The organism is Sphingobium phenoxybenzoativorans (genome assembly GCF_001757355.1).
Taxonomy (GTDB): Bacteria; Pseudomonadota; Alphaproteobacteria; order Sphingomonadales; family Sphingomonadaceae; genus Sphingobium; species Sphingobium phenoxybenzoativorans.
Genome location: NZ_MINO01000001.1, coordinates 266,826 through 279,992 on the forward strand (window position 1 = coordinate 266,826; position 13,167 = coordinate 279,992).

The window sequence follows — 13,167 nt, forward strand, 5'->3', positions numbered from 1 at the left end:
GACGCGTCACAACATATCCTCTGGCTGCATCAGATCTGCCAGCCGCTGCGCATGGTCTGCTTTGATCTGACGCCACTTCTGTTGTTCCAGAAGCGTTGTCTCGTCCAGCAGTTCCATCATGCGCCGCGTCGCTTGCTCCAACGCCGCCTCGATCTCCGGCCCGGCCGCCATCACCCGAATCGCTTCCCGGAGATCGCGACGCGCGATATCCGGCTCAGCTTGTTTTCGGGTGAAGGTGAAAGTCAGCGCGTCGGCCCGGAGCAGCCCTTTCGCCATATTATACAGATCACCTTGCCCCAATATGGTAAGGAGGGCCTCCGTTTCAACAATTTCTTCGCGCATTGCCGATTTCAGCAGCAATTCCATGAGAGCGGCCAGGGGCGCATCGGCTATCCGGAGGTGAGAAAGCTCCTCCGCATGATGGCGTATTTCAACCGGATAGCGCAGCAGTCCGGCCACAACGCCCCGCAGGAGCAGGCCCTCCAGTCCCGAATTGCTGATGGTCTTGGCCTCATCGGTTGCAGGCGCGATGGGCGGTTTCCATGGTCCGCGGCGATCGGCGGGCCGCCTTTCGTTGCGGCGGGGCTGAGGCGTGAAAGGACGGCGGGCGAAGAACAGGGCGTCGTGCCGTTCCCTGAAGATATGGGTGTAGTGCGCGCGAATGTCAGAGTGGGCTATGGCGGCCGTGATGTCGTTCAGCCGCTGCTTGAGGCCAGCGCGCTGTTCCGGCGTATCGAGAGGTCCGGCGGCGACCTCATGAGCCCATAGCCGTTCGACCAGCGGCTCCGCGGCGCTGAGCACCGCTTCAAATGCCTGAGGGCCGGAGGAGCGCACAAGATCGTCGGGGTCCTGCCCCGGCGGCAGGGTGGCAAAGCCGAGGCTGTGGCCGGGGCGCAGCAGGGGCAGGGCGCGCATGGCCGCGCGGATCGCTGCCTTCTGTCCCGCCGAATCGCCGTCGAAGCAGAGGACGGGCACCTCGACCATTTTCCACAGCCGCTCGATCTGATGCTCGGTCAGGGCTGTACCCAGCGGCGCGACGCTTTCGGGAAAACCGGCCTGGGACAGGGCGATCACGTCCATATAGCCTTCGACCACGATGACCCGGCCGGTCTGGCGCGAGGCGGGCGAGGCGCGATCCAGATTGTAGAGCGTCCGGCCCTTGTCGAACAGCGGCGTGTCCGGAGAGTTCAGATATTTGGGTTCGCCCGCGCCAAGGATACGGCCGCCGAACGCAATGACCCGGCCGCGCGCATCGCGGATAGGGATCATCAAACGGCCGCGGAAACGGTCATAGCTTTCGCGTCTGGCCGCCTTGCCTTCCGGCTCGCTGGCGGCGGGATCGATCAGCAGGCCAGCCTCGATCAGCCGGGGTTCGCCATGGGCGGTGAGGGCCGCCTTGAGCTTGCCCCGCGAGTCGGGGGAATAGCCGAAGCCGAACGCCTTCTGTGTTTCGGGGCGGATGCCGCGCCGTTTCAGATAATCGCGCGCCTCGCCGCCATCCATGCCGTCAAGCTGCGCGACGAACCAGTCCTGAGCGCCGCTCATCACGTCATGCAGGGTCTGCGCCTGTTCCGCACGCTTGGCGGCGCGTGGATCGGCGGCGGGGACCTCCAGCCCTGCCGCTGCGGCCAGCTCCTTCACCGCCTCCATGAAGGGCAGGCCGCGCTGGTCGGTCATCCAGCGGATCGCATCCCCATGCGCGCCGCAACCGAAGCAGTGATAGAAGCCCTTCTCGTCGTTTATCGTGAAGCTGGGCGTCTTTTCATTATGGAAAGGGCAACAGGCCTTATATTCGCGGCCCGCCTTTTGGACCTTCACGGTCTTGCCGATCAGGGTCGAAAGCGTGGTGCGGGCGCGCAACTCGTCGAGCCATTGGGGGGTGAGACTCATAATCTCCCCTTTCCTTGGGGGGAGGGAAACACGCTATCCCCGGTCGTCCCGAGCAAAGTTGAGGGACGCTCGCGCGGCGGTTTGGCGTAGTGAGACACGGCTTTCCAGTCGCCTTGAATCAGCGCCTCCTTCTTAGCGCGGGACCATGGCTTCACGCGTCGCTCAATTTCCAAAGCTTCGATCCGCGAACCGAACATCTCGGTCCACATGAGCGTCACTGGCAGCCTTTTAGATGTGAAATCACAGAACCCACCGGTTTGATGCTCGCCGATCCTACGGTCCAGATCATCGCTATGGCCGGTATAGTACCGACCATCCGAGCAGCGGAGGAAGTAGACCCAAAAAACCATAAGATGATTATGCCCCAACCTTCGTTCGTGTCGAGCGAAGTCGAGACACGAGGGCGCGGCGCTTTATCCCTCGACTTCGCTCGGGACGAACGGAGGTTTGTGACCAATTTGGCCCAAGACCCCACTAGCCTCCCGCAAGCGGAAGGGGAGGCCTAACTCAACGCCGCCTTCACCAGTCCACTCGCCTTGCTCATGTCGATCACAGTGCCGTGGCGCTCCTTCAGGACGGCCATGACCTTGCCCATATCCTTGGGGCTGGCCGCGCCGACCTCCGCCTTGATCGCCTCGATCGCGGCCTTGGTGTCCGCCTCGCTCATCTGGCTGGGCAGGAAGCTTTCGATCACGTCCAACTCCGCCTGTTCCTTCGCGGCGAGTTCCGTGCGGCCGCCGCTTTCGAACATGGTGATCGATTCGCGGCGCTGCTTCGCCATCTTCTGAAGGACGTCGACGACGATCGCGTCATCCTCCGGCACCTGGGCGGCGGTGCGCAGCTCAATATCCTTGTCCTTCAGCTTCGCCAGGATCAGGCGCACGGCGGCCAGCCTTTCCTTGTCCCCCGCCTTCATCGAGGCGATCTGGGCGGCCTTTATGGCGTCGCGAATCATGGCGAAGGAGCTCCTCTGTTGCCGGAAAGGAACAGACATAACCGGAAATTGGATTCGATAATAGCATTGACCCTGCGGCCGTGCGGGCATAGGTGACCGGCCGTTTAACCCGCAGCAGACCGGGTCACCGCAAAAGCAGCATAAAGGACGCCCCGACCATGGCAGACGCCAAATCCCCGACCGTGCCCAAGGGAGCCACGGGGGTATTGGTTCTGGCGGATGGCACGGCAATCTTCGGCCGCGGTTTCGGCGCGGTGGGCGATGCGGTGGGGGAAGTGTGCTTCAACACCGCCATGACCGGATATCAGGAGGTCATGACCGACCCCAGCTATGCCGGGCAGATCGTGACTTTCACCTTTCCTCATATCGGCAATGTCGGCACCAATCTGGATGATGTGGAGGCGGACAATCCCTTCGCGCTTGGTTGTGTGGTGCGGCAGGACGTGACCGAGCCGAGCAATTTCCGCAATGTCGAGCCGTTCGACCAGTGGATGAAGGAACAGGGCCGCATCGGCCTCTCCGGCGTCGACACCCGCGCGCTGACCCGGATGATTCGCGTGAAGGGCGCGCCCAATGCGGTGATTGCGCATGACCCGGATGGCGCTTTCGATATCGCGGCGCTGACGGAAAAGGCAAAGGCTTGGCCGGGGCTGGAGGGCATGGACCTGGCCATAGAGGTGACGGCCAAGGAAAGCCGCGCGTGGAAGGACGGCCCGTGGAAGCTGGGCTTCGGCTATGGCTTGGACGAGGCAGGTGATGAACGCCCCCATGTCGTCGCGATCGATTATGGCGCGAAGAACAATATCTTCCGCAATCTGGTGAAGGCTGGCGCCAAGGTTACGGTGCTGCCCGCGACGGCGACCTATGACGAGGTGATGGCGCTGAAGCCCGCCGGCGTGTTCCTGTCCAACGGTCCGGGCGATCCGGCGGCGACGGGGGAATATGCGGTGCCGGTGATCGCGAAGCTGCTGGCGGCGGACATGCCGATCTTCGGCATCTGCCTTGGCCACCAGCTTCTCGGCCTTGCGGTTGGCGCAAAGACGGTGAAAATGCATCAGGGCCATCGCGGCGCCAACCACCCCGTCAAGCGGCTGGAGGATGGCCTGGTCGAGATCACCAGCATGAACCACGGCTTCGCGGTTGATACGGATACGCTGCCCGCCAATGCGAAGGCGACCCATGTTTCGCTGTTTGACGGCAGCAATTGCGGTCTGGAACTGACCGACAAGAAGGCTTTCTCCGTGCAGTATCACCCCGAGGCTTCGCCGGGGCCGCAGGACAGCTTTTATCTGTTCGAGCGGTTTGTGGCGGGACTAGCGAAAGGCTAAACAATGGCGACGGTTCGCGATTTCAAGATTGAGCCATTGGATAATGCGCGACCTCATGAAGATGTCGAAGCCGTGGTGCGTCTAGTCGATTGCGGTCGAGAAAAGCTCATTCAAATTGATACTTATGGGCGGCCAGGGCGTGAAATTCCTGGGAAATGCTCTCAAACCATTCGTCTTGATAAAGCAGCTTTTGAGAAGCTGATTCAGCTCGGGAAAAGCCATTTCTAATGCCCAAACGCACAGACATCTCCTCCATCCTCATCCTCGGCGCGGGGCCGATCATTATCGGGCAGGCGTGCGAGTTCGATTATTCGGGCACGCAGGCGGTCAAGGCGCTGAAGGAGGAGGGCTACCGGATCATCCTGGTCAACTCCAACCCAGCGACGATTATGACCGATCCGGAATTTGCCGACGCGACCTATATTGAGCCGATCACGCCGGACATCGTTGCCAAGATCATCGCCAAGGAGCGGCCCGACGCGGTTTTGCCGACCATGGGCGGGCAGACGGCGCTGAACACCGCGCTGGCGCTGTGGCATGACGGCACGCTGGAGGCATATGGCGTGCAGATGATCGGCGCGGACGCCGCCGCCATCGACAAGGCCGAGGATCGCCTGAAATTCCGCGACGCGATGGACAAGATCGGGCTGGAGAGCGCCAAGTCGCGCATCGCCCACACGATCGAGGAAGCGATGGACGCGCTGGACTTCGTGGGCTTGCCCGCGATCATCCGGCCCAGCTTCACGCTGGGCGGCACCGGCGGCGGCGTCGCCTACAACCGCGACGAGTTCAAGAAGATCGTGCTGTCCGGTCTCGACGCTTCGCCCACGACCGAGGTGCTGATCGAGGAATCGCTGCTCGGCTGGAAAGAATATGAGATGGAGGTCGTCCGGGACCGGAACGACAATTGCATCATCATCTGCTCTATCGAGAATGTCGATCCGATGGGCGTCCATACCGGCGATTCCATCACCGTCGCGCCGGCGCTGACGCTGACCGACAAGGAATATCAGATCATGCGCAACGCCAGCATCGCTGTGCTGCGCGAGATCGGCGTCGAGACGGGCGGGTCGAATGTCCAGTTTGCGGTGAACCCCGCCGATGGCCGCCTGGTCGTTATCGAGATGAACCCGCGCGTTTCGCGGTCCTCTGCGTTGGCCTCCAAGGCGACGGGCTTCCCCATTGCAAAGGTCGCGGCGAAGCTGGCCGTCGGCTACACGCTGGACGAAATTGAGAATGATATCACCGGCGCGACGCCTGCGAGTTTCGAGCCGACCATCGACTATGTCGTGACCAAGATCCCGCGCTTCGCCTTTGAGAAGTTCAAGGGCGCCGAGCCGCTGCTGGGCACCGCCATGAAGTCAGTCGGCGAGGTGATGGCCATTGGCCGGTCGATCCATGAGTCCATGCAGAAGGCGCTGCGGGGACTGGAGACGGGCCTGTCGGGCTTCAATGTGGTCGACCATCTGGTCGGCGCGCCCAAGGATGACATCATCGCCGCTCTGGCGCTGCCGACGCCCGACCGGTTGCTGGTCGCGGCCCAGGCTTTGCGGGAAGGGCTGAGCGTCGAGGAAGTGCACGCCATCGCCAAATATGATCCCTGGTTCCTGGAACGGATCAAGGAGATTGTCGAGGCGGAGCAGGAGGTTATCGATAACGGTCTGCCGCAGGATGCCGATGGTATGCGTCGCCTGAAGTCGATGGGTTTCTCCGATAAGCGGCTCGCCTGGCTGGCGCTGCAGTCGGCCAATCTGCGTCCCGGCATGCGGCGCGCCGTGGCGCGCGGATCGGGCCTGATCCGCGAGGCTGTGGTCGCGATGACCGGCGGCATCACCGAGGATGAGGTGCGGGCGCTGCGTCACAAGCTGAACGTGCGTCCGGTGTTCAAGCGCATCGACACCTGCGCCGCAGAGTTCGAGGCGCGCACGCCCTATATGTATTCGACCTATGAGGCGCCCAGCTTCGGCGAACCGGAAAATGAGGCGATGCCGTCCGACCGCAAGAAGGTGGTCATCCTGGGTGGCGGGCCGAACCGGATCGGGCAGGGGATCGAGTTCGACTATTGCTGCTGCCACGCCTGCTTCGCGCTGGAGGATGCGGGTTACGAGACCATCATGGTCAATTGCAATCCGGAGACGGTGTCTACTGATTATGACACGTCCGACCGCCTGTATTTCGAGCCGCTGACGGCAGAGGATGTGCTGGAGATCCTTGAGGTCGAGAAGTCCAACGGCACGCTGGTTGGCGTGATCGTCCAGTTTGGCGGCCAGACGCCGCTCAAGCTGGCGCAGGCGCTGGAGGATGCGGGTATTCCGATCCTTGGCACCTCGCCCGACGCCATCGACCTGGCGGAAGATCGCGAAAGGTTCGCGGCCCTTATCAACAAGCTCGGTCTGCTGCAGCCGGCTAACGGCATCGCCCGCAGCCGGGAGGAGGCGATCGCCGTCGCCAACCGGATCGGTTATCCTGTGCTTATGCGCCCCAGCTATGTGCTTGGCGGCCGGGCAATGGAGATCGTCGACGGGCAATCCCAGCTTGAGGAATATATCGCCACCGCCGTTCAGGTGTCCGGCGACTCGCCGGTGTTGATCGACCAGTATCTGCGCGACGCGATAGAGGTGGACGTGGATGCGCTGTGCGACGGAGACGATGTTGTCGTGGCGGGCGTACTCCAGCATATCGAGGAGGCAGGCGTCCATTCAGGCGACAGCGCCTGTTCGCTCCCGCCCTACAGCCTTCCTGTAGAGATTGTAGCGGAGATCGAACGGCAGGCGGAGGTTCTTGCTCATGCGCTGGAAGTGCGCGGACTGATGAACATCCAGTTCGCGGTGAAGGACGGGCAGGTCTATCTGATCGAGGTCAACCCGCGCGCGAGCCGCACCGTGCCCTTCGTCGCCAAGGCCATCGGTACGCCCATCGCCAAGATCGCAGCGCGGGTGATGGCCGGCGAGAAGCTGAAAAGCCTGCCGAAGATCGACCGGAACGCCATACAGCATGTGGCGGTCAAGGAAGCGGTTTTCCCCTTCGCCCGCTTCCCCGGAATCGACCCGATCCTGTCACCGGAAATGAAAAGCACCGGCGAAGTCATGGGGATCGATCAGGATTTCTCCACCGCCTTTGCCAAGGCGCAGATCGGGGCTGGCACCATGTTGCCGGTGCAGGGATCCGTGTTCATCTCGGTGAAGGACAGCGACAAGACCGTGATCCTGCCCGCCGCGCGCAAGATTGCGGATATGGGCTTTACCATCGTGGCGACCGGTGGAACGGCGCGCTACCTGGAGGAACAAGGGCTGCCCGTCGAAACCGTCAACAAGGTGGCTCAGGGGCGTCCGCACATCGTGGACAGGATCACCGATGGCGGCATCGACCTGATTTTCAACACCACGGAGGGATGGCAATCCTTGAAGGACAGCCAGTCCATCCGCGCCAGCGCGCTGACAAAGAAGGTGCCGAGTTTCACCACGGCGGCCGCCAGCGTCGCCGCCGTTGACGCCATTGAGGCGTTACGCGGACATGCACTTGAAGTACGCGCCCTCCAATCCTATTATCACCTGTCGCAAGACTAAACTCTCCCAAAGAGTGATTGAGGCAGCGGGGCGCTTTGATAGCGGGGCGCCCAGAGAGAATTATTGACGAAGAAGGCTATTGGGGAACGCGATGGCGACCGTTGAAAAGATGCCCATGCTGATGGTTGGTTATGAGAAGCTGACAGCGCAGCTTCGTGACCTGAAGGCAGAGCGTCCCTTGATCGTGGATGCGATCGAGGAAGCGCGCGCGCATGGCGACCTTTCGGAAAATGCCGAATATCACGCGGCCAAGGAACGTCAGGGCCAGGTGGAAGCGTCGATCGCCGACCTGGAGGACAAGCTGTCCCGTGCGCAGATCATCGATCCCAAGGAGCTTTCGGGCGATAAGGTCGTGTTCGGCGCGACCGTGACCCTGCTTGACGAAGATGACAAGCCGGTCACCTATCAGCTTGTCGGTCAGGCCGAGGCGGACGCCAAATCGGGCATGATCTCCTATAACAGCCCGCTGGGCCGCGCGCTCATCGGTCGCCAGATCGGCGATGAGGTGGAGGTCACGGTGCCGTCGGGCGAGAAGTTCTACCTGGTCGATAAGATCGAGTTCGTCTGACCCTGCGATGAAAATCCCAAGGGGCAGGGCGACGGATTGGGTGGCGGGCATTACCACCCTTGCCTTTCTCATCATATTTCTGACCGGATATACCGATAGCGCGGCTTTGATGGCGGGCTTCATCCCGTTGCGCGCGACAGATCCGGCCGCCTTTGCTCAGATCGCGGAGTCGGCCGGGATGTTGCCGGTATGGCTGACTCCGCTCAGCGCCATGTTCGTCCATGCGGGCTGGATGCATATTGCGTTCAACATGCTGATGCTGATGTTCTGTGGACGGCATGTCGAACATGTGATGGGCGCGAAACTGCTGCTTGGGCTGTATGCCATAGGCGCCTATGCGGCCGCCGCGGCCCAATGGCTCTGGGAACCGCAGGCCTATAATCCGATGATTGGCGCCAGTGGCGGCATTTCGGCTCTGCTCGGCACCTATGCCTTGCTCTACAGCCAGCAGAATGTCCGCGCGTTCGGGCCTGTTTCCGCAAATGTGATGCGTATTCTATGGCTTGCCGCGGGTTGGGCGGCGATCCAGTTGATGATCGGTGTGGCGATGCGCGGCGCTGCGGGCGATCTGGGCCATATTGCCGTGGCCGCGCATATCGGCGGATTTATGGCCGGACTGGTCCTGACAAAACCCGCCCTGAGACTGAGATTCCGCAAGAGGCCGGCAAGCGTCTGATCGATTTGCCGGCTTGGGCGCCAGTTAAGCGCCTGGCTCCAGCAGCCGGTGCAGATGGACAACGACATACTTCATTTCCGCATCATCGACGGTGCGCTGCGCGGCGGCGCGCCAGGCCTTTTCCGCCGTAGCGAAGTCAGGAAACACGCCGACGAAATCGATGGCGTTCAGATCTTCAAATTCCAGGCCCTGCGGATCTTTCACACGGCCACCCATCACCAGATGCATTTTGCTCATGGCGTCGCTATTCCTTTCACGGGGAGTGAGCGACCGCCATTAGCAGCGCTATCCGCCCTTTCCAAGGGGCGGTAGCGCGAAAATCCCGGCTTTTCCTTTATGCTTTGGGCCTGTCAGGCCTTTGGCAAGCGCTGGTTCACCGCCTTGCCCGCAGCGATGAGCGCGTCGCCGGCCTTATGCGCCGCACTCTCCGCAAGGCGGGATGCGCGTTCGGGCAGGCGCGCGCGCTCGATGGCCTCGCGCGCCGCCTCTGCCGCCTCGGTTGCGCGCGAACGGACAGTTGCGGGAATGTCTGCATCGGCAAGCGCTGTCCGGGCGGTGGAGGTCAGCTCCGCAGCCTTGGCGCGCGCCGCCGCCGCCGCTTCACCGGCGCGGACGCGGACAGCTTCTGCGGCCTCGCTCTGCTCCAGCGCATCCTTGGCCGATTTCGCTGCCGCCAGAGCGCGTGCGCCCACAGCCGTTGCTATGCCGGGAGCAGCCTTGGCGGCCGCACGGCCACGCGGGAACAGCAGGGATATCAGCGCACCCGCAGCAACCGCCGCTGCAGTGGCCGCAATCGGATGCTCGACGATGAAGCGATTGGCAGCGCTTGCCGCCTTCAGGCCCTGGTCACGCGCGGTCGCATAGCTTTCACCCGCAGCCTTTCGCGCACCGTTCAATCTTTCCACCGCGGCTCCGGCTTTGCCGTCTGCATATTCGCGAATGCGGCCAAGCTGATCGTGAATGTCGCTGCTCATAGTTAATCCTCCGAAAGCTTTCTCTCGCGATATTTGTCCCGCCCAAAAACGTATAAGCGCTTGAAAAGTGCCGTAAGCGGACGACGGAAGACAAAAACAATGATAGCGGCCAATGCGCCGCCCAAGGCAAATCGATGGCGTGTCACGACGGAGCGGGCTTGTTTTCCGCTGTCCTGCAGGGCTTCAACCAGCGCCGCCTGCGCACGCGCTTTCAGGCGGGATGCCGACAGACGATCGCGAGCGATGCCAAAGGTGGAAAGAAAGCGCTGACGCGCAACATCCGCTTCTGCGCTGGCCCTTCGATAATCATCCATATCGCTCATGGCCTGTCCTTATCGGGGAAAAGGCGGCGGAGACGCTGCTTCGCGGCGTATAGGAGGATCGCCACGATCAGCAGAGCGGTGATCGACACAGCGAAGGTCGCCCCCAGCGGGGTTAGATAGGGCGCCAACGCGAACACCAGCCCGATCATCAGAGTCACTAATGTACCAAAGAGCAGTATCAGGGCGACCGCGCCAAGAATGGCGACCGTTCGCAGGCCAGACCCGATGAATGCCGCGCGTATTTTTTGCCGGTTGATTTCCGCGTCGGCATAGGCCCGGCCGTCATCGACCAGCCGCCGCAATACCTCCTTCAAGGGTTCTTCCTTCACCGGCCGATCATGCGGCAGGGCTGTCCCTGCGCCATTCTCTCCGAACGGGCCGGTAGATGAAGTTTCTCTGGCTTCTGTCACGGTTCGCAATCATGCCCCGGTTAGACGGCGACTGGTCCCGCCAGGAAAAGTTCAGGCGTTGTCCGAACCCGAACCCTTGGCAAGCCGCATCAGCACGAAGCCGACCACGGCCGCCGCGCCGATGGCGACGGCAGGGCTTTTACGGACGAAATCGCGCGCTTCGCCAACGAGCTGGTCGACATCCTTGGCGTCCAGCGACTTGGCCGCTCCAGCCACGGCTTCGGCGGCGTAACGCGCATAGTCGCCATATTGCGGGCCGAGTTTTGCATCGACGGTGCCAGCCGTGTCGGCGATCAGCTTGGCAAGACCCTGCATCGCGGAGCCGGTCTTGTCCTTGGCGGAACCAGCAGCCGACCGCGCCGTCTTTGCGGCCTGTTCCTTGATCTGGTCGGCCTGCGCCTTCCAGGCGGTGCTTGCCTTTGCGGTCCTCGCTTTCGTCGCACGCGGTTTCCGGGGCGCGGCCGTCTTGGGCGCAGCCGCCTTGCGGGTCGCGGCCTTCTTTACCGGTGCCGCCTTCACAGCCGCAGCCTGCGCCGCTGTCGCAGCCTTGGGCGTGCGAGGCTTACGAGGTTTACGGGGCGCCTTGGGCGTGGACTCGGCAGTATCGGCCATTTTCTGTAAACTCCTGCAATCTGTGCGCCATCAATGCATGGGCCAAATAACAGTTCCGCGTGCGTAATGCACCCCGATACTGTCGCATTTCGGGAGCATCTGGTTTGCGTGTCCCGCCGCCATTGCCATATCGCCCGCCTCTGGCTAAGCGGACGCCGACAAAACGCCGCGCCGGCGTCAGAAGCTGAGGAAATTCGATGACCGCCATTCTCGACATCCACGCCCGCCAGATTCTCGACAGCCGTGGTAATCCGACGGTTGAAGTGGACGTGATGCTGGAAGACGGCAGTTTCGGCCGCGCCGCGGTGCCTTCGGGCGCTTCGACTGGCGCTTATGAAGCGGTCGAGATCCGGGACGGCGACAAGGCGCGCTATCTGGGCAAGGGCGTGCTGAAAGCGGTCGAGGCCGTGAATACGGAGATTGCCGATGCCATTGTCGGTTTCGACGCCGAGGATCAGGGCGATGTCGATGCGGCGATGATCGCGCTCGACGGCACGGAGAATAAGTCCCGCCTGGGCGCGAACGCCATTCTGGGCGTCAGCCTTGCCACGGCAAAGGCGGCGGCGGATGCCCGTGGCCTGCCGCTCTATCGCTATGTTGGCGGCGTGTCCGCGCATGTCCTGCCGGTGCCCATGATGAATATCATCAACGGCGGCGAACATGCCGACAATCCGATCGATTTCCAGGAATTCATGATCATGCCGGTCGGCGCGGAGAGCATCGCCGACGCTGTGCGGATCGGTTCGGAGATTTTCCATACGCTGAAGAAGGGCCTGCACGACAAGAGGCTGGCCACGGCGGTTGGCGACGAGGGTGGTTTCGCGCCCAATATCGCCTCGACCCGCGATGCGCTGGACTTCATCATGCTGTCGATCGAGAAGGCGGGCTACAAGCCGGGCGACGACGTTATGCTGGCGCTTGACTGCGCGGCGACGGAATTCTTCAAGAACGGCAAATATGAGATTTCAGGCGAGAGCCTGTCGCTCAGCCCGGTCGAGATGGCCGATTATCTGGCCGCGCTGTGCGCCGACTATCCGATCAAGTCGATCGAGGACGGCATGGGCGAGGATGATTTCGAAGGCTGGAAGGCGCTGACCGATAAGATTGGCGGCAAGGTTCAACTGGTCGGCGACGATCTGTTCGTCACCAATCCCAAGCGCCTTGCCATGGGCATTGAGAAGGGGCTGGCCAACTCCCTGCTGGTCAAGGTCAACCAGATCGGTTCGCTGACCGAAACTCTGGCCGCCGTCAGCCTGGCGCAGCGCTCCTCCTATACAGCGGTGATGTCGCACCGATCGGGCGAAACCGAGGATGCAACCATCGCAGACCTTGCCGTCGCCACCAACTGCGGCCAGATCAAGACCGGCAGCCTTGCCCGGTCGGACCGGCTTGCAAAATATAATCAGCTTATCCGCATCGAGGAAGAACTGGGCGATATTGCTATCTATGCAGGCCGCTCCATCTTCAAATGATGCGGCTTTGGTCGCAAGTTAACCAATATTTCCTTGCAACCCTGAATCGCCTGTGATTCAAGGCGATATGGCTCATATCGTAAAGCTTCGCATGCTGCTTTTCTCCGCCCTTGGGCCGGCGTTGGCAGTGCTGTTGCTGTTCCTCTTTGCGGGCTACGCGATATTGGGTCCGCGCGGATTGCTGGCCTGGGGGGATTATTCCCGCCAGTTGCACAACGCCCAGGCGGAACTCGCGGTGGTCAAGGCCGACCGGAACCGTTTGAAGAACCGGGTCGACCTGCTTGATCCGCGCAGGACGGACCCGGATATGGCCGATGAGCTCATCCGGCGGGAGCTTGGCCTCAATCATCCCGATGAAGTGGTCGTTCCGCTGAATTAACGGCGTAAAGATTT

15 protein-coding genes are annotated in these 13,167 nt (G+C 62.0%); 7 read left to right on the plus strand and 8 right to left on the minus strand.

Annotated features, from left to right (window positions below; translation table 11 throughout):
* Positions 1 to 6: 6 nt before the first annotated feature.
* From dnaG to BHQ40_RS01285, 3 genes are all read right to left on the minus strand, one after another.
* Positions 7 to 1,890, minus strand: coding sequence for a DNA primase (gene dnaG, locus BHQ40_RS01275; protein WP_070151301.1), 1,884 nt, complete (start codon positions 1,888 to 1,890; stop codon positions 7 to 9).
* Complete coding sequence (locus BHQ40_RS24865; RefSeq protein WP_083276610.1) at positions 1,887 to 2,240, minus strand: GIY-YIG nuclease family protein; 354 nt, start codon at positions 2,238 to 2,240, stop codon at positions 1,887 to 1,889. Before BHQ40_RS24865 ends, dnaG begins: the two co-directional genes overlap by 4 nt.
* Positions 2,241 to 2,392: 152 nt before the next feature.
* Complete coding sequence (locus BHQ40_RS01285) at positions 2,393 to 2,845, minus strand: GatB/YqeY domain-containing protein (protein ID WP_070151306.1); 453 nt, start codon at positions 2,843 to 2,845, stop codon at positions 2,393 to 2,395.
* 158 nt (positions 2,846 to 3,003) lie between these two features.
* On the opposite strand from BHQ40_RS01285, the gene carA reads away from it, so the two are divergent.
* The 5 genes from carA (at position 3,004) to BHQ40_RS01305 (ending at position 8,983) form a co-directional block, all read left to right on the plus strand.
* Positions 3,004 to 4,173 carry a glutamine-hydrolyzing carbamoyl-phosphate synthase small subunit gene (gene carA, locus BHQ40_RS01290; RefSeq protein WP_070151308.1) on the plus strand — a complete coding sequence of 390 codons (1,170 nt, stop codon included), beginning with the start codon at positions 3,004 to 3,006 and terminating at the stop codon, positions 4,171 to 4,173.
* 3 nt (positions 4,174 to 4,176) lie between these two features.
* Positions 4,177 to 4,401, plus strand: coding sequence for a methionyl-tRNA formyltransferase (locus BHQ40_RS25480; RefSeq protein WP_139139128.1), 225 nt, complete (start codon positions 4,177 to 4,179; stop codon positions 4,399 to 4,401).
* On the plus strand, positions 4,401 to 7,739 hold the full coding sequence (carB, locus tag BHQ40_RS01295) for a carbamoyl-phosphate synthase large subunit (RefSeq protein WP_070151310.1): 3,339 nt from the start codon (positions 4,401 to 4,403) through the stop codon (positions 7,737 to 7,739). Before BHQ40_RS25480 ends, carB begins: the two co-directional genes overlap by 1 nt.
* 91 nt (positions 7,740 to 7,830) lie before the next feature.
* A complete protein-coding gene (gene greA / locus BHQ40_RS01300) occupies positions 7,831 to 8,307 on the plus strand; it encodes a transcription elongation factor GreA (RefSeq protein ID WP_070151312.1) in 477 nt (158 codons plus the stop codon).
* Between the two features lie 7 nt (positions 8,308 to 8,314).
* Positions 8,315 to 8,983, plus strand: coding sequence for a rhomboid family intramembrane serine protease (locus BHQ40_RS01305; RefSeq protein ID WP_070151314.1), 669 nt, complete (start codon positions 8,315 to 8,317; stop codon positions 8,981 to 8,983).
* Positions 8,984 to 9,007: 24 nt separating this feature from the next.
* On the opposite strand, the gene BHQ40_RS01310 is transcribed toward BHQ40_RS01305, so the two are convergent.
* The 5 genes from BHQ40_RS01310 to BHQ40_RS01330 form a co-directional block, all read right to left on the minus strand.
* On the minus strand, positions 9,008 to 9,220 hold the full coding sequence (locus BHQ40_RS01310; protein ID WP_070151316.1) for a DUF4170 domain-containing protein: 213 nt from the start codon (positions 9,218 to 9,220) through the stop codon (positions 9,008 to 9,010).
* Between the two features lie 113 nt (positions 9,221 to 9,333).
* Positions 9,334 to 9,957 carry a hypothetical protein gene (locus tag BHQ40_RS01315; protein ID WP_070151318.1) on the minus strand — a complete coding sequence of 208 codons (624 nt, stop codon included), beginning with the start codon at positions 9,955 to 9,957 and terminating at the stop codon, positions 9,334 to 9,336.
* Positions 9,958 to 9,959: 2 nt separating this feature from the next.
* Positions 9,960 to 10,280, minus strand: a complete 321-nt coding sequence (locus tag BHQ40_RS01320) for a hypothetical protein (RefSeq protein WP_070151320.1) — start codon at positions 10,278 to 10,280, stop codon at positions 9,960 to 9,962.
* A complete protein-coding gene (locus BHQ40_RS01325; protein WP_216094839.1) occupies positions 10,277 to 10,690 on the minus strand; it encodes a phage holin family protein in 414 nt (137 codons plus the stop codon). The genes BHQ40_RS01320 and BHQ40_RS01325 overlap by 4 nt, the downstream gene beginning before the upstream one ends.
* 51 nt (positions 10,691 to 10,741) lie before the next feature.
* Positions 10,742 to 11,302 (minus strand): hypothetical protein, encoded by a 561-nt coding sequence (locus tag BHQ40_RS01330; RefSeq protein WP_070151324.1) that lies wholly within the window; start codon positions 11,300 to 11,302, stop codon positions 10,742 to 10,744.
* A 197-nt stretch (positions 11,303 to 11,499) separates the two neighbouring features.
* On the opposite strand from BHQ40_RS01330, the gene eno reads away from it, so the two are divergent.
* Together eno and BHQ40_RS01340 are read left to right on the plus strand one after the other, a co-directional pair.
* Positions 11,500 to 12,774, plus strand: a complete 1,275-nt coding sequence (gene eno / locus BHQ40_RS01335) for a phosphopyruvate hydratase (RefSeq protein ID WP_070151326.1) — start codon at positions 11,500 to 11,502, stop codon at positions 12,772 to 12,774.
* 67 nt (positions 12,775 to 12,841) lie between these two features.
* Positions 12,842 to 13,153: an FtsB family cell division protein gene (locus tag BHQ40_RS01340; RefSeq protein WP_070151328.1), complete on the plus strand. Its 312-nt coding sequence runs from the start codon at positions 12,842 to 12,844 to the stop codon at positions 13,151 to 13,153.
* The last annotated feature ends 14 nt before the right edge of the window (positions 13,154 to 13,167 follow it).

Coding starts and splice junctions, on each gene's coding strand:
- dnaG (WP_070151301.1), bottom strand. CDS start 1,890: ATGAGTCTCACCCCCCAATGGCTCGACGAGTTGCGCGCCCGCACCACG.
- BHQ40_RS24865 (WP_083276610.1), bottom strand. CDS start 2,240: ATGGTTTTTTGGGTCTACTTCCTCCGCTGCTCGGATGGTCGGTACTAT.
- BHQ40_RS01285 (WP_070151306.1), bottom strand. CDS start 2,845: ATGATTCGCGACGCCATAAAGGCCGCCCAGATCGCCTCGATGAAGGCG.
- carA (WP_070151308.1), top strand. CDS start 3,004: ATGGCAGACGCCAAATCCCCGACCGTGCCCAAGGGAGCCACGGGGGTA.
- BHQ40_RS25480 (WP_139139128.1), top strand. CDS start 4,177: ATGGCGACGGTTCGCGATTTCAAGATTGAGCCATTGGATAATGCGCGA.
- carB (WP_070151310.1), top strand. CDS start 4,401: ATGCCCAAACGCACAGACATCTCCTCCATCCTCATCCTCGGCGCGGGG.
- greA (WP_070151312.1), top strand. CDS start 7,831: ATGGCGACCGTTGAAAAGATGCCCATGCTGATGGTTGGTTATGAGAAG.
- BHQ40_RS01305 (WP_070151314.1), top strand. CDS start 8,315: ATGAAAATCCCAAGGGGCAGGGCGACGGATTGGGTGGCGGGCATTACC.
- BHQ40_RS01310 (WP_070151316.1), bottom strand. CDS start 9,220: ATGAGCAAAATGCATCTGGTGATGGGTGGCCGTGTGAAAGATCCGCAG.
- BHQ40_RS01315 (WP_070151318.1), bottom strand. CDS start 9,957: ATGAGCAGCGACATTCACGATCAGCTTGGCCGCATTCGCGAATATGCA.
- BHQ40_RS01320 (WP_070151320.1), bottom strand. CDS start 10,280: ATGAGCGATATGGATGATTATCGAAGGGCCAGCGCAGAAGCGGATGTT.
- BHQ40_RS01330 (WP_070151324.1), bottom strand. CDS start 11,302: ATGGCCGATACTGCCGAGTCCACGCCCAAGGCGCCCCGTAAACCTCGT.
- eno (WP_070151326.1), top strand. CDS start 11,500: ATGACCGCCATTCTCGACATCCACGCCCGCCAGATTCTCGACAGCCGT.
- BHQ40_RS01340 (WP_070151328.1), top strand. CDS start 12,842: ATGGCTCATATCGTAAAGCTTCGCATGCTGCTTTTCTCCGCCCTTGGG.